This window comes from Bacillus sp. V3-13 (assembly GCF_002860165.1).
Taxonomy (GTDB): Bacteria; Bacillota; Bacilli; order Bacillales; family Cytobacillaceae; genus Bacillus_BJ.
Genome location: NZ_PGUZ01000069.1, coordinates 16,707 through 38,262 on the forward strand (window position 1 = coordinate 16,707; position 21,556 = coordinate 38,262).

22 protein-coding genes are annotated in these 21,556 nt (G+C 41.1%); 8 read left to right on the forward strand and 14 right to left on the reverse strand.

The window, feature by feature from the left end; all coding sequences use genetic code 11:
- Positions 1-50 precede the first annotated feature (50 nt).
- Positions 51-170: an acetyltransferase gene (locus tag CU633_RS23570; protein WP_142383441.1), complete on the reverse strand. Its 120-nt coding sequence runs from the start codon at positions 168-170 to the stop codon at positions 51-53.
- A 199-nt stretch (positions 171-369) separates the two neighbouring features.
- On the opposite strand from CU633_RS23570, the gene CU633_RS19760 reads away from it, so the two are divergent.
- Entirely contained in the window at positions 370-744 is a 375-nt protein-coding gene (locus tag CU633_RS19760) for a DUF3221 domain-containing protein (protein WP_101662273.1), read from the forward strand.
- Between the two features lie 96 nt (positions 745-840).
- Complete coding sequence (locus CU633_RS19765; protein ID WP_101662274.1) at positions 841-1,155, forward strand: hypothetical protein; 315 nt, start codon at positions 841-843, stop codon at positions 1,153-1,155.
- A gap of 66 nt (positions 1,156-1,221) precedes the next feature.
- Here CU633_RS19765 and CU633_RS19770 read toward each other — a convergent pair whose 3' ends face one another.
- Positions 1,222-1,566: a GNAT family N-acetyltransferase gene (locus CU633_RS19770; RefSeq protein WP_180955043.1), complete on the reverse strand. Its 345-nt coding sequence runs from the start codon at positions 1,564-1,566 to the stop codon at positions 1,222-1,224.
- Positions 1,567-1,603: 37 nt separating this feature from the next.
- A complete protein-coding gene (locus CU633_RS19775) occupies positions 1,604-2,398 on the reverse strand; it encodes a class I SAM-dependent methyltransferase (protein WP_101662276.1) in 795 nt (264 codons plus the stop codon).
- Positions 2,399-2,596: 198 nt separating this feature from the next.
- On the opposite strand from CU633_RS19775, the gene plsY reads away from it, so the two are divergent.
- The gene (gene plsY, locus CU633_RS19780) at positions 2,597-3,217 is read left to right on the forward strand and encodes a glycerol-3-phosphate 1-O-acyltransferase PlsY (protein ID WP_101662277.1); all 621 of its coding nucleotides are present in this window, start codon (positions 2,597-2,599) and stop codon (positions 3,215-3,217) included.
- Between the two features lie 38 nt (positions 3,218-3,255).
- On the opposite strand, the gene CU633_RS19785 is transcribed toward plsY, so the two are convergent.
- Together CU633_RS19785 and CU633_RS19790 are read right to left on the reverse strand one after the other, a co-directional pair.
- Positions 3,256-4,335, reverse strand: a complete 1,080-nt coding sequence (locus CU633_RS19785) for an NAD(P)H-dependent flavin oxidoreductase (protein WP_101662278.1) — start codon at positions 4,333-4,335, stop codon at positions 3,256-3,258.
- A gap of 18 nt (positions 4,336-4,353) precedes the next feature.
- A complete protein-coding gene (locus CU633_RS19790) occupies positions 4,354-4,911 on the reverse strand; it encodes a thioredoxin family protein (protein ID WP_101662279.1) in 558 nt (185 codons plus the stop codon).
- 183 nt (positions 4,912-5,094) lie between these two features.
- Here CU633_RS19790 and CU633_RS19795 point away from each other — a divergent pair, with 183 nt between their 5' ends.
- From CU633_RS19795 to CU633_RS19805, 3 genes are all read left to right on the forward strand, one after another.
- Positions 5,095-6,111, forward strand: a complete 1,017-nt coding sequence (locus CU633_RS19795; protein WP_101662280.1) for a hypothetical protein — start codon at positions 5,095-5,097, stop codon at positions 6,109-6,111.
- Positions 6,112-6,225: 114 nt separating this feature from the next.
- Positions 6,226-7,704, forward strand: coding sequence for a sodium/proline symporter PutP (gene putP, locus CU633_RS19800; protein WP_101662281.1), 1,479 nt, complete (start codon positions 6,226-6,228; stop codon positions 7,702-7,704).
- A 588-nt stretch (positions 7,705-8,292) separates the two neighbouring features.
- Positions 8,293-9,939: a methyl-accepting chemotaxis protein gene (locus CU633_RS19805; protein ID WP_374703393.1), complete on the forward strand. Its 1,647-nt coding sequence runs from the start codon at positions 8,293-8,295 to the stop codon at positions 9,937-9,939.
- Positions 9,940-9,994: 55 nt separating this feature from the next.
- Here CU633_RS19805 and gatB read toward each other — a convergent pair whose 3' ends face one another.
- The 9 genes from gatB to CU633_RS19850 form a co-directional block, all read right to left on the reverse strand.
- Positions 9,995-11,422 (reverse strand): Asp-tRNA(Asn)/Glu-tRNA(Gln) amidotransferase subunit GatB, encoded by a 1,428-nt coding sequence (gene gatB, locus CU633_RS19810; protein ID WP_101662283.1) that lies wholly within the window; start codon positions 11,420-11,422, stop codon positions 9,995-9,997.
- A 12-nt stretch (positions 11,423-11,434) separates the two neighbouring features.
- A complete protein-coding gene (gene gatA / locus CU633_RS19815) occupies positions 11,435-12,883 on the reverse strand; it encodes an Asp-tRNA(Asn)/Glu-tRNA(Gln) amidotransferase subunit GatA (RefSeq protein ID WP_101662284.1) in 1,449 nt (482 codons plus the stop codon).
- Positions 12,884-12,895: 12 nt separating this feature from the next.
- The gene (gene gatC, locus CU633_RS19820; RefSeq protein WP_101662285.1) at positions 12,896-13,186 is read right to left on the reverse strand and encodes an Asp-tRNA(Asn)/Glu-tRNA(Gln) amidotransferase subunit GatC; all 291 of its coding nucleotides are present in this window, start codon (positions 13,184-13,186) and stop codon (positions 12,896-12,898) included.
- A 357-nt stretch (positions 13,187-13,543) separates the two neighbouring features.
- The gene (locus CU633_RS19825) at positions 13,544-13,987 is read right to left on the reverse strand and encodes a YueI family protein (protein WP_257959115.1); all 444 of its coding nucleotides are present in this window, start codon (positions 13,985-13,987) and stop codon (positions 13,544-13,546) included.
- Positions 13,988-14,206: 219 nt separating this feature from the next.
- A complete protein-coding gene (gene aceA, locus CU633_RS19830) occupies positions 14,207-15,487 on the reverse strand; it encodes an isocitrate lyase (protein ID WP_101662287.1) in 1,281 nt (426 codons plus the stop codon).
- A 518-nt stretch (positions 15,488-16,005) separates the two neighbouring features.
- On the reverse strand, positions 16,006-16,740 hold the full coding sequence (locus tag CU633_RS19835) for an alpha/beta hydrolase (RefSeq protein ID WP_257959116.1): 735 nt from the start codon (positions 16,738-16,740) through the stop codon (positions 16,006-16,008).
- Positions 16,741-17,231: 491 nt separating this feature from the next.
- Entirely contained in the window at positions 17,232-19,118 is a 1,887-nt protein-coding gene (locus CU633_RS19840) for a sigma-54-dependent Fis family transcriptional regulator (protein WP_101662289.1), read from the reverse strand.
- Positions 19,119-19,395: 277 nt separating this feature from the next.
- Positions 19,396-19,596, reverse strand: coding sequence for a hypothetical protein (locus CU633_RS19845; protein ID WP_257959128.1), 201 nt, complete (start codon positions 19,594-19,596; stop codon positions 19,396-19,398).
- Between the two features lie 442 nt (positions 19,597-20,038).
- Positions 20,039-20,494 carry a hypothetical protein gene (locus CU633_RS19850; protein ID WP_101662291.1) on the reverse strand — a complete coding sequence of 152 codons (456 nt, stop codon included), beginning with the start codon at positions 20,492-20,494 and terminating at the stop codon, positions 20,039-20,041.
- A 217-nt stretch (positions 20,495-20,711) separates the two neighbouring features.
- On the opposite strand from CU633_RS19850, the gene CU633_RS19855 reads away from it, so the two are divergent.
- Positions 20,712-21,158 (forward strand): aminoacyl-tRNA deacylase, encoded by a 447-nt coding sequence (locus tag CU633_RS19855; protein WP_101662292.1) that lies wholly within the window; start codon positions 20,712-20,714, stop codon positions 21,156-21,158.
- 226 nt (positions 21,159-21,384) lie between these two features.
- Positions 21,385-21,555 carry a hypothetical protein gene (locus CU633_RS23010; protein ID WP_180955044.1) on the forward strand — a complete coding sequence of 57 codons (171 nt, stop codon included), beginning with the start codon at positions 21,385-21,387 and terminating at the stop codon, positions 21,553-21,555.
- Position 21,556: the final 1 nt, after the last annotated feature.

A 21,556-nucleotide genomic window follows, 5' to 3' on the forward strand; every position in this document is an offset into this window, starting at 1 on the left:
ATTTGTAAAAAACGATACACATTCGAAGATAATATTTTGCAGTGCTCTTCCTATACCTTATACTCCATCAGCCAGCTTGCTCCGCTTTGAATAAGCTTCACCTTCACAAAACCGCATTTTTCATAGCAACGAATTGCTCTTTTATTATCGACATTCACATCAAGAATAATCCTGTCATAATAGGAAAGAGCCCATTATCATATATGCGATACCTATGCTCCAGAATGTATTCACATCATAACCACTGTTATTATCTCACATTGTTTCACGTTAGAAATTAACATTCACCGATCGTTTTCATCATAGAGAATGCATAACCAAATTATGGTATGATGGACTAATAACGTTACAGAAAGCGAGTTGAGGAAAATGAAACATATCTTATTGATAGTATTCTTAGCTCTGGGATTTACGTTAACTGGTTGTGGTGAAAAACATGTTGAGAATGAAAATGATCTTGCGAATGAACAGCATACTGAGGGGAGTCAAATTCAAGGTTATATTGTTTTTATCAGAGACTCTGAGAGAACTATATTAGTCCGCGATGAGAATTTTAATATACAGGATATCAACTTGCCGCTTAAAGAACTACAAAAAAAATATGAAGACATCATGTTGCTAGTTGTAGAAGAGCGTCCTAATCACATAAAATCCGGTCAGAAGGTTGAAGTGGGGTGGAGCAAAATTTTAGAATCCGATCCACCGCAAGTTGTAGTCACTAGAATCGAAAAAATCGAGAATTAAAATTTTATAGAAATTTTTTCTTAGTTTATGGTAGATATTGGTAATGATAGATAGTATAGTATTATTGTAATATTCAAACAAAGGAGGGAAAAATTTGTGAAAAGATTTTTTGCAACAATGATTGGATTAGTTATATTTAGCGTTACACCACTGGCCAGCTCTGCAAGTACAGCTTTATCAGAAAGCAAACACTCCAAAGAATCCACAGTAAATAGCTCCTACGATTTAGTCTCATCAAAAGGGTACGTCATTAGCTACGAGGAATACAGCAAGGAATTGGGTTCTAGGTCTAATTTCAATTCAAAATCTAAAAAGGGAACAGGTCAAGTTTTGCCTGAACGTAATCTGAAAAAAGACCCAAATAAGCCTACGATTGATACTAAAGAGTGGATTTTAATCAGACAATCCTAACTGAAGCGAAGATGGGGTTTCCACAAACAGATAAAAGTCTGATTCAAATTCGTACGACTGTTTCATTTATAACAAGCATATCAAGAATTTCCACCTTGTATAGCCTATAACTGGCCCGGCAATGCTTTGGGAGAAATAAAAATAATATTTTAGTAAATCTATATTCTCGTCCGGCTGGTAACCATATTCCCGTTTATCATCAGTTGTGGTTTGATAGCATTGCATAAATCCGATTGGTTCTTTTCCAGCCTGAACGATGTGGGGAACGACCGGAATCTCGCCGCGGACGCGCGGCCCATATTTTTCATGAATCATTTCGAGAGTAAACGGATTTTCCACTCCTCCATAAAACTCGAGCACTACCGGTGTTCTGAGCCATCTTGCCATAGCAGGAAAATCTTCAATCTGCATTTTTCTAATTATTATCCTATCCTGAAGCTTCATTACCTTAACCCTGTTTCCTCAATATGCAAATATAACAGGAGTGGCCAATTGCATGGGTTGCTTCTTCTCCATACTGTTTTTCAATTGTACCGGAAAGCTCCAATAATGCTGCCTGTCTTTCAGAATCGTTCATTCCCGCCAGCCATGATACAGATTCGACTCTATCGATCCATTGCTCATTTGAAAATGTGACTGTATAATCGAATTTATAAAAGTCCCTCAGTTCAAAGCTATTTAAGCGCCATTCTTCAAACCACTCGACCGGGAAGCCATTTATTCGCTGATTTGATTGTCCTTTCGAACCGGGCGGTTTTAAACCATCTTTCAAATATTTTTTAATAACCGCAAATGTACTTTCAACAACAGGATGGCCGGATGTAAAACCGGAGTCAGCAACAATGAGTGTCCCTCTTTTTTTAAGAATTCTATTAATCTCTTTTAAAGCAGCCTCCCGATCAAACCAATGCCAGGCGCGCATCACAGTAACAATATCGTATTCACCCTCGCCCAAACCGGTTGCTTCTGCCGTCCCTTTTTTATAGGGTACATTTAAATAATTGTCTTTATTAATGGCAATTGCCTCATTAAGCAGCTCCTCAGACGGGTCAATGCCGATCACATCCGCCTTTCTAAACATTAACTTTCTCGTCAATGTTCCCGAGCCACAGCCGATATCTGCCACTTTCTTGCCTTCAAAACTCACATTGCGCAGCTGCAGGCTCTCAAAAAGGGTGTTCGGAATATCATTGCGGGAGCGAGCATAGCTTTTCGCTACTGTCCCAAAATTAACTTTTTCCATGATTTAACCACCTTATTTTTCTAAATATTAAGAATAACGCTTTTAATAGAGACATTATATGGTAGAATGCTAATGAAAACAATAACGGAGTATGTTAGATTTACTTTTGAGTACGGAAGGAGGCATCGTCATCTATAGAAATATGATAAGTGAAGAAAAAACGTTCATATATACTACAACAAAAAGGATGGCAAACAGATGATTGTGTTATTCGGCATCATTGCCTATTTATTGGGCTCTATTCCAACAGCATTGCTCATCGGCAAATGGTTTTTTAAAATTGACATTCGTGATTACGGCAGCAACAACCCGGGCGCCACCAATACTTTTAGGGTGCTCGGTAAAAAAGCGGCTGTGGTTGTTTTGCTTATCGATGTAGGGAAAGGTGCTGCAGCGGCACTTATCCCAACTTTGTTTGCAGTTGAGGCGGATCCACTTTACATGGGCCTTATCGCGGTCATCGGCCATTGCTTTCCCATTTTTGCCGGGTTTCGGGGCGGCAAAGCGATTGCGACTACGGCAGGTGCACTTCTCGTGGCAAATGCCTGGATGTTTCTCACTGCATATATAGCTTTTTTTCTGACGATTGCAATCACAAAGTATGTATTTTTCGGATCCCTTTCCGTCGGAATTTCCCTGTTTATTTATTCAATCATGGAACGGAATGTCGATCATTCGATTATATTTGCACTTTTTAGTTTATTTCTTTTATTCCTGCACCGCACGAACATTTGCAATTTTATTGATAAAAAAGAACCTAAGATCAATGATAAAAATTTGAGAAATGACCGAATCGACTCATTAGCTAAGAAACAATAAAGAAAGGACAGCTGCTAAAATTAGCGGCTGTCCTTGCCTTATTTAAACAGTTCTATGGCTGCTTTCGTTTCTTTTATAAGCCTGGCAAGCAAGGAAGCGACCGTTTCCCGTTTTGCCATTCTCACTCCCTGGCCAGCCCAGAGAGACATGTATTCTTTATTCTTTAAGGCACCGGCCTGCTTGCGGATTAACCCGGTCAGCTCATTCTGAAGAGGAAACGGCAGCGGTCCTTCACCGGCAGCTTCCATTTCTTCGATAAAAGTGTTGCTGAGCCCTCGCGCAAGCCTTCCGGAAAAAGTTTTCGTCAGGACAGTCTGATCTTCGCTTCCTTCTAAAACCGCCTCTTTATAAACCGGAACTGCACCACTTTCTGCGCACGCGATAAAGGCTGTCCCAAGCTGAACGCCCTTTGCTCCGAGAAGCAGTGCGGCGGCAATCCCCCGGCCATCCATGATGCCGCCTGCTGCGATCACGGGAATTTGAACCGCATCTACAATCTGCGGAACAAGAGCGATGAGCCCGACAATACCCTTATTTTCCTCATCAAATGTTCCTCTATGCCCGCCGGCTTCGCTGCCCTGGGCGACAATGAGATCTGCTCCAGCCTCTTCCCACTCAACTGCTTCTTTCACATTCGTGGCAGTTCCAATCAATATGCCGCCAGTCTTTTTAAACTCTTTTAAAATGGCTTGATCAGGGATGCCAAAAGTAAAGCTGCAAACCGGAACCTTTGCGCGCAACACTTCTTCTACTTGCCCGTTAAAAAGGCCGGGATAATCCTTTGTCAACTCCGGGAACTCTTCATCTATGTGAAGCAGCTCCTTATATTTATTTAAGACTGCCTTCATAGCCTCTACATGAGCGGGGTCTGCATGAAGATTAGCTGGCGGCACAAATAAATTCACTCCAAATGGCTTTGTCGTTGCTTGTTTTATTTGTTCAATATCCTGCCGCATTTGTGACGCCGTCAAATAGCCGGCACCGAGATTCCCAAGTCCGCCCTGGTTGGATGTCTCACTGACGAGTTGAACTGTCGTAATTCCGCCGGCCATTGGCGCCTGAAAGATCGGGTAGGTTATGTCCAGCAGCTCTGTTACAGAATTGTGATGCCATCGCATGTTTTCCAGCTCCTTTGCTTAAGCCCCGGCTAATTTATGGACAATGCTGCGTGCCACCGTTTCCCAAATCTTTTCATCTTCAACATAAGCTTTTGTCAACCGGCCGATCATTCCTTTTTGCTTTTCTTTAAAATCAGGATCTTCCTTGTCAGGCAGCTGGGCTCTTTCTTCATCAACTATTTTTTGAATTTCCGGAGCCCGCGGACCCCAAACTGCTCTTTCTGCTCCATTTTGATCTATGAAAATAAAAATGGGAATCGATCTTGCCGTGCCGTTCGTTAAGTACTGGTCCATCAGTTCAAGATTGCTGTCCCGCAGCAGAAACCTAACTTCGATACCGGCTTCTTCAGCAATTTTTATCAGGATCGGATTATTGAGCATCGCATCACCGCACCAGTCTTCTGTGAGAACAATTGCTCGCAGTTTCTCCGCTTTTACATTGGCAAGCTTCTCTTTTTCCCGGTCCGGAAGCGAAAAACGGGCCATGATCGAGTCCATGCCTTCTCCATTAACCGCCATAGCCTGCCTGTACTGCTCATAGGTTAATCCTTTCTCAAACCATTCTGTTAATGTCATTTTGCTCACTCCTTTGCTTTTTCGAAAAATTGTCATATTTTAATCCACTTATAACCACTATATCGATTTGACAATTTTACCGTCAAACTTCCCGCTTTTAAGGTACAATTTAAGTATGAATCTTCACGAAATATATTGATAAATAAATAGAAATCTTGATACTCGACAAAGGGGTGGTTGGAAGTGAAAAAGAAGTGGCTATGGCGGGGTGGATTCATCCTTCTTGCTTTAGGGATTATGTTTGCCTTTGACCGTTACAAGCTTTACCAGGAAGAAAAACCGCCGCTGCCAATTGTTACTGCTAACGGCACAGAAATCAAGCCCCTGCTCGGTCCCTATCGATGGAACAACCAGGAAGAAAAAAACAAGGACATCACTCCCGGAGATCTTATTCAAGGGAGGAAACCGGTCTTGGTTGCTCCTTTATCTGAATTAAAGATTGAATTTGATGAACAGCCGGAAAACATTACTTATGGCTGGTGGGATCCGTATGGACTTGAAATATATTGGGACGGCTACATGTGGAGCAACGGAACCTTTACCTTCCCGAATCGTCCTGATAGATATACGCAAGCAATCAAGGTAGAATGGGAAAAGGGCGAGGCTACATATATTATTGATGCCGAAGTTGAAAAAAAAGTCTCCTATCAAGAGTTTTTATCCGATCAGAAAGAGATACTGTCTGTTTTACAGGTAGAACCACCGGGAGAAAGTATGTGGGTGAACCTCCCGTACGAACTTGCAAGCGAGACTATGATGAACGGAACCGCCATGAATATGGATGAATTTATTTCCCAATTCCCCGAGCTTCCGCCTCCCCCGAGTCTGCCGGCATATTTTATTTTCGACCAGGAAAAGCTCATTTTTAACACGGCTGATACGAATGCTTTGATTACGTGGCTAAGCGATACCCTGGATATAGAGATTGTAAGTCCCAATTGGTATTCCAAAGAAGAAGGCAAGTTTTCTGTCTTAATGATTTTGGATGAGAATGATGATTCTCCGCAAAGATTACGAGAACATGAGAAAATGGCTGTTGTCAGCGAAATTCATGTTTTGCCCGAGTCACCGTTTGCTGTCGATAAAGATTTTAATAAACCTCTTTATTATATTTTTGATAATAAAGGAATGCTCTTTAATGCCTACACATATGAAGATATGATGATGTTTTTCGAAGAGCAGGCAAGATCTTTTCAGTAAGGATAAGATTAAAAAATACTATATTAATAAATTACTATCGTTTATTAAGACGAAAATGATAAAATATTTAGTATATAAAAATTATTTAATTAATAATTCAAAGGGGGACACCAAATGTCTGATGATGTATTACAATTGATTTCTATCAGCATTTACATGGCCGGCATGTTGTTGATTGGCTGGTATGCATATCGAAAGACAAGCAATTTAACTGATTACATGCTGGGTGGAAGATCGCTTGGCCCTGCTGTTACGGCGTTGAGTGCCGGAGCGGCTGATATGAGCGGCTGGCTGTTGATGGGACTGCCGGGTGCTATTTATTTAGATGGACTGGCGAGCGTTTGGATTGCGATTGGTTTGACGCTGGGCGCCTTCGCAAACTGGCTGTTGGTTGCACCCCGCCTTCGCACTTACACTCAAGTATCCAACAACTCGATTACAATTCCCGGCTTTTTGGAAAACCGTTTTAAAGATCATACACGCCTGCTTAGAATTGTTTCAGGACTTGTTATTCTTATCTTTTTTACTTTTTATGTATCTTCAGGCATGGTTTCCGGAGCAGTATTCTTTCAAAGCTCATTTGACTTAAGCTATTATACAGGTTTGCTTATTGTTGCCGGAGTTACCGTTGCCTACACGCTGTTTGGCGGATTTCTTGCCGTCAGCTATACCGACTTTATCCAGGGGTTAATGATGCTGATCGCATTATTGCTTGTTCCGATCTTTGCCCTCTTTGTAACGGGCGGGCCTGCAGAAACGTTCGAGACCATTCGAATCATCGACCCGGCATTGCTTAATTTTTTTACAGGCACAACTTTTGTTGGGATTATTTCTGCAATGGCGTGGGGACTCGGTTACTTTGGCCAGCCCCATATCATTGTCCGATTTATGGCGATTACGTCCGTTAAGGAAACAAAGAGTGCCCGCAGGATTGGAATGACCTGGATGATCTTCTCCTTGCTCGGTGCTGCATTTACAGCGTTAATCGGAATCGCCTTTTTCCATCAAAATCCAGAATATACACTCGGGAATCCAGAGGCAGTATTTATTCAATTAGGGCAGATATTGTTCCACCCTCTCTTTGCCGGATTTATGCTTGCCGCAGTCCTGGCAGCGATTATGAGCACCGTTTCTTCCCAATTAATTGTTACATCCAGTGCTTTAACCGAAGACATATATAAAGCCTTATTGCGCAAAAATGCTTCAGATAAGGAGCTTGTCTTCTTCGGGCGCATGGCTGTTCTAATCGTATCCATTGTCGCTGCTCTTCTTGCCCTTGAACAAGACAACACCATTTTAGATCTCGTTGCATATGCCTGGGCAGGTTTCGGGGCTTCCTTTGGTCCTGTGATCCTTTTAGCCCTTTTTTGGAGAAGGATGACAAACTGGGGAGCTCTGTTCGGAATGATTGCAGGAGCGGCAACCGTCATTATCTGGTCCCTGGCAGGTTATGGCGAGACACTCTATGAAATCGTCCCGGGATTTCTTGCTAACTTGATCGTATCTGTCATCGTCAGCTTACTAACCTATAAAGATAATGAAGAAATTAACAAAGAGTTTAATGAAAGCGTCAGGATGCTGAAAAGTGAATAATAATGGATGGGAGTTCACCCTGGGCGGGTGAACTCTTTTTCTACTGTTGTAGTTGATCATCATATGTTTTCCAAGCATTTGTTTCAGACGTTCTTTGTCATTAACCTTATGTTTTCCTGGGAAATAATGATTGAATTTGTCGAATGATTCTTAACATTCTTAATTTAGGTCATACTTGTGCTCATTCCCCTCTACTAAAATCACCCTGAATTCTTTTAACAAAACCTGGCTTTATATTCAATTTAGGAAGATTTATGGGTCTATTTATTCATTTCAAAAAAGAATATTTAGTGAAAATAGTTCTATATATTCAAAGTACACTGTATAATCAAATATAGAATGCGGTTTCAAAAAAATACGAGAATTTTATTAAAGTAGTCCATTCAAAATGGCCACTTTTTTAATTTTTCTTCAAATATAGCAGATATTTAAAACATAAATGGGATAAAGGAAGGTATTTTTGTGGCTCGAAAAATAAGTTTTTCTAAAAAAATCTCAGTTAAGTTGTTGCTATTAATTTCTATTATTATTTTCGTAATTGGCAGTTCCATCGGGGTCATCAGCTATACTTTCGCTAAAAAAGAACTGATGAATAGCGGGAAGCTGGATTTAAAGCATTTGGCGGATGGGGTGATTCCAACATTGGAATTGCTCAATGAAGATGTGGAATCAGGCAAGATATCACTTAAACAGGCAAAAGATCAGGCAAGAGAAATTTTAAATGGGCCTAAAATCAACAAAGATGGAAAAAAAGTTTATGATTTTTCAAAGACTCCTTATGTATACAAGAAGGAAGGCTATCTTTTTGCCTATGACTCCAAGGCTCGTGTTGAAATGCACCCTTCTCTGCCAATCGGCGATGATAAGTATGACACGAAAAACAGCACGGGTGAATATGTGATTCGGAATATTTTAAAAGCGGCACAGGCTGAAAGTCTTGAAGATCATTATTATACATATGGATGGACCAATCCCGGAGAAACGAATGAGCGTGAAAAAATGGCTTATATGGTTTATTATGAGCCATGGGATTGGCATATCGGAGTCGGCGCATATACGGACGAGTTTTATGCCGGAATCGAACATTTAAAATTATTAATCTTGATGATTACGGTCGTCATAACAGTAATAAGCCTTGTTGTTTTTCACTTTATTTCCAAGCCAAAAATACGATTGTTGCGTGCTGCTTCTGACGCATCCATGCTCATTGCCAATGGGCAATTGAATATTCCCAAGTTGGCTGAATCTGAAGACGAGATCGGGCAGCTTGGCGTTTCCTTCAACAAAATGGCAGCGGGACTTAAGAGCCAAATGGAAAAATTAAGAGAAACCGGTTCAAGTCTTGTATTAGCGGCAACTGAGCTCTCTGCAGTATCTGAAGAGACAAGCGCGAGCAGTGAGCAAATTGGTGTTGCGATGTCAGAGATTTCAAGAGGTACGGCATCTCAGTCCAGTGATATTGAAGAAACAAGTCGAAGCATTGAGATCCTGACCGGATCGATTGAAAAAATGAATGAACAGCAGCATGCTATAAAAGAAATTATGTTAAGTTCAGAAAAAGCAACGAATAATGGCAAAATGATCGTAAATTCACTTAAACAATCAAACGAGCAATCGATTCAAGCCTCGGATAAGATTAGCATGGGTGTTACAAACCTTTATAATAAAATCCAGGATATTTCGCAAATCACCCAATCCATTGAAGGAATCTCCAAGCAGACGAATTTGCTTGCCTTAAATGCAAGTATTGAAGCCGCAAGAGCCGGAGAGCATGGGAAAGGGTTTGCAGTCGTTGCAGAAGAAGTAAGAAAGCTTGCTGAGGAGTCCAACCAGGCAGCTAAACAGATTCATAATATGATTCTTGGAATCGAACAAGAAACGGAAGCGACTGTTTTAACAATGGCCGAAACGATCCAATTATCGGCTGAGCTGACCGAAGCCGTTTCCAACACAGAATCTGAATTTGCCGGAATCGAATCAGCCGTTCACCAAACAATCGCTGCCATTGAACAGTTAAACAAGGAAATTAATACGATAACCGTGCAAAGTGGCGAAATCGCAGCATCGATTCAAAACGTATCTGCCATTTCCCAGGAGACAGCTGCTTCTACAGAAGAAATTACCGCATCTGTTGATGAACAAATCACGGCTATTTCAAATATTTCAAGGTCAGCCGACAGCCTGACTGCGATAGGCGACCAATTAAATTCGATTGTTAAGAGTTACACGTTCTAAAGTAACAACAACGAAAAAACGCTTAGGGTTTCTAAGCGTTTTTTCATTAGCTTCATTAATGCTTTTGAATTTCCTCAACCAATAGCTTGTTCACCAACGGCGGGTTGGCCTGGCCTTTCGTCGCTTTCATAATTTGCCCGACGAGGAAGCCAATCGCTTTCGCTTTTCCGCTTTTGTAGTCTTCGATTGACTGTGGATTTGCTTCAAGCACTTCATGAATGATTTTGAGAAGCGCGCCTTCATCAGAGATTTGGACGAGCCCTTTCTCTTTCACGATTTTCTCTGCACTTCCGCCTTTTTCAATTAATTCTTTAAACACTTGCTTCGCTATTTTTGATGAAATCGTCCCATTTTCAATCAGCTTAATCATGCCTGCCAATCCTTCAGGAGCCAGTGCTGTTTCCCCCAGCTCTTTTTGCTCGGCATTCAAGTAGGCTGAGACATCACCCATAATCCAGTTCGATGCCTGTTTTGCATCCGCACCGGCATTCACGGTTGCTTCAAAGAAATCAGCCATTTCCTTTGTAACGGTTAAGACAGCGGCATCATAGGCTGGCAAGCCCCATTCCTCGATATAGCGCTTTTTGCGCTGGTCCGGCAATTCAGGGATTTCAGCGCGAATCCGCGCTTTCCACTCGTCATCGATATAAACATCAAGTAAATCCGGTTCAGGGAAATAGCGATAGTCATCCGAACCTTCTTTTACACGCATTAGTATCGTTGTATTTGTTGCTTCATCATAACGGCGGGTTTCCTGCTGAATCTCGCCACCGGAACGAAGCACCTCTTCCTGGCGCTTTTCCTCATACTCCAGTCCTTTTCGGACAAAATTGAATGAGTTTAAATTTTTCAGCTCTGTTTTTGTACCGAATTGTTCCTGGCCGGCAGGACGGAGGGAAATGTTAGCGTCACAGCGCAGTGAGCCTTCTTCCATTTTGCAATCGGAAACACCGGTATATTGGATAATCGACTTTAACTTCTCCAAGTATGCATACGCTTCTTCCGGAGTGCGGATGTCAGGCTCAGAAACGATTTCAATTAATGGTGTACCCTGGCGGTTGAGATCGACCAACGAATAGCCTTGTTCGTGAGTCAATTTCCCGGCATCTTCCTCCAAATGGAGCCGGGTAATGCCGATTTTTTTCTTTTCCCCGTTCACTTCAATCTCAATCCAGCCGTGTTCGCCAATCGGTTTATCAAACTGTGAAATTTGATAGGCTTTCGGATTATCGGGATAAAAATAGTTTTTCCGGTCAAACTTCGTAACCGAAGCAATTTCACAATTCAAAGCCATCGCGGCTTTTATCGCAAATTCGACTGCTTTTTTATTTAACACCGGCAGCACGCCAGGATACCCCAGCTCGACCACGCTTGTGTTCGTGTTTGGTTCAGCACCAAAATGATTCGGGCTCGCTGAAAAAATTTTCGAATCTGTTTTCAATTCCACGTGCACTTCCAGTCCAATCACCGTTTCAAAGTTCATCTTCTCACCCCTTTACAGTTGCGGTTTTTGTTTATGAAATTCGGTTGCCTGTTCGAATGCATGGGCAACCCGGTAGACCGTACTTTCATCAAAATGCTTCCCGATAATTTGCAGCCCGAGCGGCAGACCATTCGCAAAGCCATTCGGAACAGAAATTCCCGGCACCCCTGCAAGGTTAACCGGAATCGTTAAAATATCATTTGCATACATCGTCAGCGGATCATCGATCTTCTCGCCAATTTTAAACGCGGGTGTCGGAGTCGTCGGCCCGATAATGACATCATATTTTTCAAACACATCTTCAAAATCTTTTTTAATCAGCGTCCGAACCTTCTGTGCTTTTTTGTAATAAGCATCATAATATCCGGAGCTTAACGCAAACGTCCCAAGCATAATCCGCCGTTTCACCTCATCACCAAAGCCTTCAGCGCGCGTTTTCTTATAGAGATCGATTAAGTTCTGGGCATCAGGCGTGCGGTAACCGTAACGGACACCGTCAAAACGGGCGAGGTTCGCTGATGCTTCAGAGGAAGACAGCAAATAATAAGTGGCGAGCGCATATTTGGAATGCGGCAGGGAAACCTCTTCCCAGACAGCACCAAGCTTTTCTAGTACCTTTAAAGATTCCAGAACCGATTGGCGTGCTTCTTCACCGACTCCTTCACCAAGATATTCTTTCGGAACGGCAATTTTCAAGCCTTTCACATCGCCCGTTAAAGCTTCAACAAAATTCGGTACATCCATATTCACGGAAGTGGAGTCGTGTGGATCATGGCCTGATATAGCCTGAAGCAAATAAGCATTATCTTCGACCGTGCGCGTAATTGGCCCAATCTGGTCGAGAGAGGAAGCAAATGCAATCAGCCCGAAGCGGGAAACACGGCCATATGTTGGCTTTAAACCAACCACACCGCAGAATGAAGCAGGCTGGCGAATTGAACCGCCTGTATCAGACCCGAGTGAAAACAGAACTTGTCCAGCAGCAACAGAAGCAGCAGAGCCTCCGGAGGAACCGCCTGGTACCGTTTCAAGATTCCATGGGTTTTGCGTTTTATGAAAACCTGAATTTTCATTCGATGATCCCATCGCAAACTCGTCCATATTTAATTTGCCGATCGTGATTGTTCCGGCAGCCTGAAGTTTTTGCGTAACGGTTGCATCATAAATAGGGTCAAAGTTTTCAAGGATTTTGCTTCCGGCTGTGGTGCGCAAGCCTTTCGTGACAATATTGTCCTTTAGGCCAATTGGCATACCGAACAAAGGACCCTTCGATTCCTCTTGACCATCCAACCGTTTTGCTGTAGCACGCGCGTTCTCTTCATCCAGCGTTAAAAATGCATGAACCTTGTCTTCAACAGTTGCTATTCGCTTATAGGATTCATCAACAAGATCCGATACGCTGATCTCTTTTTTATTTAATCGTTCATAAAGCTCTGAAACCTTCTGGTCTAATAAACTCATGTTTCTCCCTCCTTACTCTAAAATCGACGGAACCTTGAACTGCCCCTTTTCGTGCTCAGGTGCATTTTTCAGAACCTCTTCACGCGGCAGCCCCTTTTCCGGCTTGTCCTCTCTCATGACGTTTTTCATATTTAAAACGTGGGCTGTTGGTTCAACACCGTCCGTATTTACTTCATTCAGTTCCTCCGCAAAGGAAATAATCGCATCAAGCTGCTTTGTGAATTTTTCTGCTTCTTCTTCCGTGATTGCCAGTCTTGCCAGGTTTGCAACGTGCTGTACCTGATCCTTAGAAATCCTTGACATACTCGTCACCTCCAAAAATGTTCGAACAGTCACAATAATTATGATCATATCAAAATTTGCTTGAATTAAGCAACAATCGCCCGGCTTTTCCTTATGAAAATATCAATGATTTTTTATTGTTGTAAAGTTTGGCGAAAAAACAAATTACCCATTGGAGCCAGCCTTATTTTATAATGGAAATACAAGATGTGAAGGGGAACAACTGGATCATAAGAAATTTTTAGGAGAGCATACAAGGGGGAGATGGAGTGAAGAAAAATCAGCCTGTCTTGTCGATAAAAAAATCCGCTCTGGAAAAAGCGCTTTTTATATGATTAAAATGTACAGGTTGAAATAAAGCGGGCTTGTCGTGCCGCTTTATTTTTTGAAAACTTTATGAAAGAAAGAAAAAATTCCTCGTTTCTTTTTTGTTGCTGTATCTTCCGGTTTCACTTTTTTCTTAATCTCGATATCTTCTTTATCAATTGCATGGCTGTAGGCGAGAACAAGACCGATCTCTGTATCCTGCTCTTTATTGGTTACAATCGTGTATTCAAGCCTGTATTTCTTGGCAATTTTAATGTATTTGGACAAATCGCCGTAATCCATATCTCCATTTAAGTAAAGATGGGCATTTGGATTTTGCTTCATGAGTGTCTCGGCTTCTTCGTATATTCCCGCTTCCCTAATTTGCTGTTTCGTTAACACTCCTACGATCCGTTCACGAAGCGTTCCCAAAAACTTTCGCCTTTCATCAGGCTTCGTTTCCTTCTGACCGTGTATTCCCTGCTGGATATAATCATCCACACTCGATTTTGCCAAACTGGGCACCTCCCATACCTTAAGGCTACTATTATCTATGCCGCTGCGTCTAAAAAAGTGCTCATTGAAAAGGATTTCCCTATAATGCATAAAAAAACCCCTTCTTCCTTATAAAGAAAAACGAAATTTTTCCGTCTTGCTTTTATAAGGTAAGAAGGGAATGATAGGGAGAAATTAGGTATTAGCTTGCATCAGAAATAGATTACGGTGCTAAAGGGTTTAAGAAGCAGTAAACTGGGCTTCTTCTGTCGATCCTTTTAAAGCGGTTGTCGACGACGTTCCGCCTGTTATGACCATCGACACTTGATCAAAATAGCCTGTTCCAACTTCACGCTGATGCCTTGTTGCTGTATATCCATGTTCTTCACTTGCAAATTCAGCTTCCTGGAGCTCTGAATACGCTGCCATTCCGCGTTCCTTATAACCGCGGGCTAGCTCAAACATGCTGTGGTTCAAGGCATGGAAGCCAGCCAATGTTACAAATTGGAACTTGTAGCCCATTTTTCCAAGCTCGATTTGGAATTGGGCAATCGTTTGATCATCGAGTTTCTTCTTCCAGTTGAAAGATGGTGAGCAATTATAGGCTAACAGCTTACCAGGATATTTCGCATGGATGGCTTCGGCAAATTGTCTTGCTTCCTCAATATTGGGCTCTGATGTTTCGCACCAGATTAAATCTGCGTATGGAGCATAGGCAAGGCCCCGGGCGATTGCCTGTTCCAATCCCGCTTCGACGCGGAAAAATCCTTCCGGAGTGCGCTCACCTGTAATAAACGGCGCATCATATGGATCCACATCGCTCGTAATCAAATCCGCTGCATTCGCATCTGTCCGTGCAACCAATACGGTTGGGACCCCCATCACATCCGCTGCCAGGCGCGCCGCAATTAAATTGCGGATAGCTGTCTGTGTCGGCAATAATACCTTGCCTCCAAGATGTCCGCATTTCTTCTCGGATGACAGCTGGTCCTCAAAATGAACGCCTGCAGCGCCTGCTTCAATCATCCCTTTCATTAATTCGAAGACATTCAATTGGCCGCCAAAGCCTGCTTCTGCATCTGCAACAATTGGTGCAAACCAGTCAATCGAGTTGTCACCTTCAGAATGATGAATTTGGTCGGCTCTTTGCAGCGCCTGGTTAATCCGCTTTACCACGTTCGGTACGCTGTTCGCAGGATACAGGCTTTGATCCGGATACATATGCCCGGAAAGATTGGCATCTGCAGCCACTTGCCACCCGCTTAAATAAATCGCTTTTAGCCCGGCTTTTACTTGTTGGACTGCCTGATTTCCGGTTAAAGCGCCGAGGGCATTCACAAAATCCTCTTGATTGATAAGGTTCCAGAGCTTTTCTGCTCCCCGGCGCGCTAAAGTATGTTCAATATCAATTGAACCGCGCAGCTTGATCACATCCTCTGCCGAGTACGGACGGGTAACCCCCCGCCAGCGTGGATCCAACTCCCAGCTTTCCTGCAACTCTTGCACTCTTTCATCTGTCATCATTTTTTCCTCCTAAAAATGGTCTTATTTAACTATAAAATTACATAACTTTGTAAAGTTATGAAATCAACAACCTGTACTTTGCTTAATTTGTTATAATACAACGAATTTATTCATGTTTGTATTATATAACAGGGATTCGAAAATGCAAACTGTTTTTATGTGATTTTTCAGAATTTTATTTCGACAAATATTTTTATAAACTTTTGTATCAAAATGCTCTGTTTGTGTTCTTTTTGGGAGAAAAATGATAAAATTTGATGGATTGATCGTTGTTTTATTCCAATTATAGGTAATATTTTCTAATAAATTACTTTTATAGATATTTAGTTAGAGTAATTAAGCGAAAAGTAGACGGAATTAAGCGAAAGCGCCTGTGATTTAAGCGAAAAAATCAAGAATTAAGCGAAAATCAGCTTTATTTAAGCGAAACCATTATTTGCAACTCCACAGACACTACTCCAACCAAAAATAAAAAAACCGACCTGAAAAAAAAGCCGGTTTTCGTAAGAGGTGATTTATTTTTTAATAGAAAAATATTTTCTAAGCCAGTCGATCGACAACTGTTCAATTATGGATAAGTGATTCATAAAGCTGTGGCCAGCACCTTCAATGACTGTTAATTGCGATTCAGCTGGCAGCCATTTCATCCCTGCTCGCGAATTCTTTGCCAACAGCTTCTCTTCCCAGTCTTCATCGCCATGGATAATTAAAACCGGACAAGTAATCCGCTTCAAAACCTCTTCCTGGTTAAACTGTTCAAAATCCAGAAGCATCTGTTTTTCGATGATCACGGCCTTTCGGCTGCCTCCATTTTGGTATTCTGTTATATAACCTGTTTCATTGAGTTCCTGTAATTGTAATTTAGAAAAATGTTCATCCCAGTTATATTTGACAGGACCAGTTGATGCACCCGTTAAAATCATGGTTGAGATATTTTCAGGATCAAATGCTTCTAAACAAACTCGGCTGCCAAAGCTGTGCCCATACAAAGCAATCTGTGAATAATCCTGCTCGGTTACAAACTTTATGGCCGATTTCAAATCATCAATTTGTTTTGCGAGTGTCAAGCTGTCATCATCACTTTCACCGCAACCGCTGAAATCAAAAGCGAGAGCATTGTATCCCTGCTCTTGAAATGTATTGGCAAACCGGTCAAAACGGCCTCTGGACGATTTATCTGACGTAAAACCGTGACACATAATAATGACCGCTTTGGAGTCTGCCTCAAAAAAATTCCCGACCAGGTTCAAGCCACGTGAATTTTTAAAACTTACCTTTACAATAATAAACCACCCCTTCGTACTATCGGCAGCCTTTCCTAATCTGATTTAACAAGCTTTCGTAAAACCTTTGCAGATGAGGTTCAATCGATTTAATATTCTCACTGCGAAAACTTCTTTTTCTGGTATTATTACAGGATCGAAATTATTGGATTTAATGCGTTTAATAAACATTTCGCTTCCTGCTTTATTGAAAAATTAAGTTCATTATCTATTTTTCTACATTTTTTTCAAGGACTCCTTTTGTTTCGATGAATAGTCATCAAAAAAATCTCTGTTATGTTTTGAGCATAGAAAAAGGAGTACCTCCCCCAATTCCCGAAAAACTTAAGTCGCGGCCCAAACTTTTGGAAAGTGGAGGAACACTCCCAAAACTTCAAAAGCAATTGTTTATATATGATTCAGACTCTACTAACGATTCGAAGCTATAACTATGAAAAATTTTATCTTTCGAAAGATGTTTATAACCCATATTTTCGCAGCCGCTTATAAAAAGTACTTCTTGGAACATCGAGCAATTTCGCCGCTGCCGTCACATTTCCCTTTGTCCTTTGCAAGGCCTCCAGCATTAAATCTTTTTGAATTTTTTCCCGGACAGTCAGTTCATTTCCTGTTTGACTGCGCGCTTCAAGCTGCGTTGTTGCCGATTCAAATGATGGCTCCATAATCTCCGGGGAAGACATATTATGTAGAAATAGATTATCTTCAGCCGCACCATTTGAAAACAAAATATTTAACCGCTCCAGCACATTCTGTAATTCTCTTATGTTCCCGGGCCATTGGTAATCTTTCAATTTATCAAATAATCTATCTGACAATGGGATATTCCAGTTATGTTTTTGGCAAAGATAGCGGACTAGAAATGGGATATCTTCCTTCCTTTCGCGCAAAGAAGGAACATGAATTGGATAAACATGCAGACGGTAATATAAGTCTTTTCGAAAAGAGCCCTGATTGACAAGCTCAGTAAGATCGCAGTGAGTTGCTGTAATGATGCGGATATCTACCGGAATTTCTTTTCTGCTTCCAATCGGAACGACCTTCCGTTCCTGCAATACACGCAATAATGCCACCTGCATGGCTGGGGGGATTTCGCCGATTTCATCGAGAAAAAGCGTTCCCTTATGAGCCTGTTCAAACTTCCCTTTATAGCCCTTTCGTTTCGCTCCCGTAAAGGCTCCTTCCTCATACCCAAACAATTCACTTTCGATTAAGTCCTTTGGTATCGCTCCGCAATTGAGAGCGACAAAAGGTCCGTCCTTGCGGGGGCTATTTTGGTGGATGGCCTGGGCAATCAACTCTTTCCCGGTACCTGTTTCTCCGGATATATAAACGCTGGCATCTGTGGAGGAAACAAGCTTCACTTGTTTTAATGTGCTTTGAAAAGCCTCACTCCTGCCAATCTCTCCATTAAAATAAAACATTGATGATGAATTTGAACCAATAAATAGTCGACTGTCCGAATTACACGTTCCTTCTGATAAAAACAAACAAGTTCCCGTTACTTCTCTGCCTTCTTTAAAGGAAAGAGCGGTTTCCAAGTCAATTTGATAACCATATCGTAAAAACTGCGAAATGCTCATGCCAATTGATCGCGGTACCTTTTCACGAACCGGTTTGCTCGCTGAAATAATGATGCCGTTTTGGTTGCAAACGACAAACGGGCGGTTCCTGTATGTATCCGACAGTTCAACGGAGCGCTGAAAAAGCGCAAGTTCCCTTTCATAAGATCGCTTGCTAATTTCCCGTTCTATTTCGTAAGTAATCGAAGCCACCATTCCCAACATAAATGGATGTGAATATTCAACAGGGCAGGAAATATCCAATACTCCCATTAACAATCCGTCAGCACTTAAAATTGGTGAGGCTGAACAACTCCATCGATGTGAAGCAATCGAATAATGCTCGGTTCCTTTTATCGTTACAGCCTCTTTCGTCTGTAAAGCCGTTCCGATTGCATTTGTCCCAACTTCTCTTTCAGTCCAGCGAACACCTTCGATAAAATTGATTTTGCGTGCATCTTCAACTATTTTTTCGTTTCCTGAAAGGGATAAGACATATCCATCCGGATCGACTAAAAGCGCCATCATGCCGGATTTCCGGATTGTCTCGTTCATCCTGTCTATATAGGGGGAAGCAATTTCCAGAAGAAGAGAATTTTTTTCTCTTTGAAGGTTCAGTAGATCATTTGTTAAAATATTCTCGCCTTTATATAAGTAAGGATTCACTTTTTCTTTTTTACATCTGTACCAGGATTCCATTACTCTTTTGTTCAAACGGGCTGAATCAAGGACTCCTTCATTAACAAACCGTTTCCAGGTATTTAAATAACAAACAGTTTCCTTCATGCGCTATCCTCCTATTCATATGGCTTGAAGAGTGACACATAGATTTGGGAAAACTAATACCTGTATGATTCAACTGGAAGAGTAATATGGCTTGAGGTTAAATCAATTCCATGGGGAGTTTTCATAATATTATAACAAATTATGTATCCGCTTTCAATAATGCTGTTTTATTGGATAAGTGTTTCATTAAAAACAGCTTCATGCATAGTATGCGTGAAACTGTTTGGGCTATAGGTCACATAAATTCATCAGTTGCTCTCCCTGTGTAACCAACGGGTTATTTTTTTTCTGTAAACTTTGTTTTGTAATAGATATATTCAACTTTCTGCTTGGTGCTCATTAATTGTGATGCTAACACAGCTGTGTAAACAGTTGTTAAAATCAATCCACCTAGTGCAATACTGTATAGCGCATTGCCTTGCTTTTGTCCACTTAGTAAGTTACCTTGGTTCTGCCTTGATTGGTTATTATTGGACACTTCGCTCAAATTCACAACCCCCTTGAAATTCATTCATAAGTTTATTATCCATCACAAAAAGATGAAATATACAAACTTAACTAAAAAGGATTTCACAGGTGCTATGATTCATAAATTTGTAATTTACTGGTTCCCATGGATACTAATTTGGTAAGCGGGAAAGAGATAGTTTCTCATTCACTATCATGAAAATTAAAACTGAAAAAGGGCATACAAAAAGAGACCCAGAAAACACTTTCTAATAAAAGCTGAGCCTCTTGATAGATCATTATAAGAATGAATGTAATTGAGCAAATAAAGGACATTATGCTGCACCCGGAAGCCTTCAGATAATATAAATCTGAGGGATTCCTTGAGCACCAATATGAACGATTATCTTAACTGGATTTTTGTAATGGGATGCAAAATACGGAAAAATCCCTCTGTTCCCCCCCATATAACTCTATTTTTGCAGCCGATTACCGTATAGTATATCTGATGTTAAAAAGACTCCAACAGGAGGCAAAATGTCACTAATAACGGGGGATCCGGTGAGAGTTGTATCGGTGGTAGCAACCCAAGTTCCATACTCGCCTGCTTGTAATGAAGGGGGCTTCATCATAAGACGTCCATTTAAAATATGATGTCGAATTCTAATTGGGGGATCATCATATATCGTTAAGTTACCTAAATATGAAGCATAAGGTGAATCAAATCTTATTTGTTTGGTGCGTTCATCCCAATATCCATTAATCGGAATAGGTCTGCCACGAAAATTAACTGTACCAGTTACCCTGTTTCCGGTAATGGAGTTGATGATCATTGTGCCCCAAACGACCGGTCTGCCAGCTATAGCAGCATGGATACCCCACCGTGATGGGACTGGTATACTAACCGGGATTTCCTGAGCATTTTGCAAAGTTGATCTCTCCTTATATATAAAAAATGAGAAATACATAAATGAGCTGCATTAAAATGATGGAAAAGTAATTTAGATTTTTTTTACTCCCCTGTTGAAACTTGAAACGAACAATAAAGTATATGCATCAAGGGATCAAATGGGGAATATATAAATGTTCTTCTTTAATTTTTTCTGAATTCTGGTGTATTAAAATCGGGTTGGAGGGATTTTTCTTATGGAGAAATTGCAAGCAATTTTAAAGCAAAGCAGATTTATATCTGAAATAATCAAACACGAAAAACCGCTACTGACAGCAGAAGAGGGCTCGGAATTTTTTAGGATTGAAGTTGGGCAAACAGCTCCTTCGCTGATATTAAAAACCGATAAAGGGTTCTTTGCTTTAGTTGTATCCGGAAGTCGTGGAAAAGTTAATTTTGAGAACATAGCCGGTATTTTAGGCTGCAATAAAGTAAAACTAGCATCTCCAAAGGAAGTCCAGAAGGTTACAGGATTTGAAGTAGGAAGTGTGCCTATGGTCGGCCTTGATTTACCTTTTGTGATAGACAAACGACTTTTCCATTATGATTTTATTTACGGAGGCACTGGTCAACCTGCGTTTACATTAAAAATTGAACCACAAGCTTTAAATGAATTAAACCAGGTGGCAGTAACATTCGATTAAATAACATGATTTTTCTGATTATAACTTTTGTACAAACAACTGAATGTGACCTGAAGGATTTTATTATTAAAGCCGTTTTAGCTTAGTGCTGTTTTTGAACTAAAGAGGCAGCATAGTTCAATCACGTTATATTGTGTCCTACCGAATCTGTATTTCTTCCTTTTTTGATTAATAAATTATAAAAAACATCCTCAAGGTTACATTAAAAACAGGGAGGTGATGAATCATGGAACACGAAAAAAATAAGGTCCAAAAAATCAGTGGGCGTAATCCCGATGCAGCTGCCCTTGGCAATCCAGAGGTCGCAGCACAGGTAGAGGTAACAACAAATGAAGATAAAATCCGCAAAGGTGACGATGAGTACGTACCAGCACTCGGAGAAAGCACAAATCAATAAT

Coding starts and splice junctions, on each gene's coding strand:
- CU633_RS19760 (WP_101662273.1), top strand. CDS start 370: ATGAAACATATCTTATTGATAGTATTCTTAGCTCTGGGATTTACGTTA.
- CU633_RS19790 (WP_101662279.1), bottom strand. CDS start 4,911: ATGACATTAACAGAATGGTTTGAGAAAGGATTAACCTATGAGCAGTAC.
- CU633_RS19805 (WP_374703393.1), top strand. CDS start 8,293: ATGAATAGCGGGAAGCTGGATTTAAAGCATTTGGCGGATGGGGTGATT.
- putP (WP_101662281.1), top strand. CDS start 6,226: ATGTCTGATGATGTATTACAATTGATTTCTATCAGCATTTACATGGCC.
- CU633_RS19785 (WP_101662278.1), bottom strand. CDS start 4,335: ATGCGATGGCATCACAATTCTGTAACAGAGCTGCTGGACATAACCTAC.
- gatA (WP_101662284.1), bottom strand. CDS start 12,883: ATGAGTTTATTAGACCAGAAGGTTTCAGAGCTTTATGAACGATTAAAT.
- CU633_RS19840 (WP_101662289.1), bottom strand. CDS start 19,118: ATGAAGGAAACTGTTTGTTATTTAAATACCTGGAAACGGTTTGTTAAT.
- gatB (WP_101662283.1), bottom strand. CDS start 11,422: ATGAACTTTGAAACGGTGATTGGACTGGAAGTGCACGTGGAATTGAAA.
- CU633_RS19775 (WP_101662276.1), bottom strand. CDS start 2,398: ATGGAAAAAGTTAATTTTGGGACAGTAGCGAAAAGCTATGCTCGCTCC.
- CU633_RS19770 (WP_180955043.1), bottom strand. CDS start 1,566: ATGCAGATTGAAGATTTTCCTGCTATGGCAAGATGGCTCAGAACACCG.
- CU633_RS23010 (WP_180955044.1), top strand. CDS start 21,385: ATGGAACACGAAAAAAATAAGGTCCAAAAAATCAGTGGGCGTAATCCC.
- CU633_RS19855 (WP_101662292.1), top strand. CDS start 20,712: ATGGAGAAATTGCAAGCAATTTTAAAGCAAAGCAGATTTATATCTGAA.
- plsY (WP_101662277.1), top strand. CDS start 2,597: ATGATTGTGTTATTCGGCATCATTGCCTATTTATTGGGCTCTATTCCA.
- gatC (WP_101662285.1), bottom strand. CDS start 13,186: ATGTCAAGGATTTCTAAGGATCAGGTACAGCACGTTGCAAACCTGGCA.
- aceA (WP_101662287.1), bottom strand. CDS start 15,487: ATGACAGATGAAAGAGTGCAAGAGTTGCAGGAAAGCTGGGAGTTGGAT.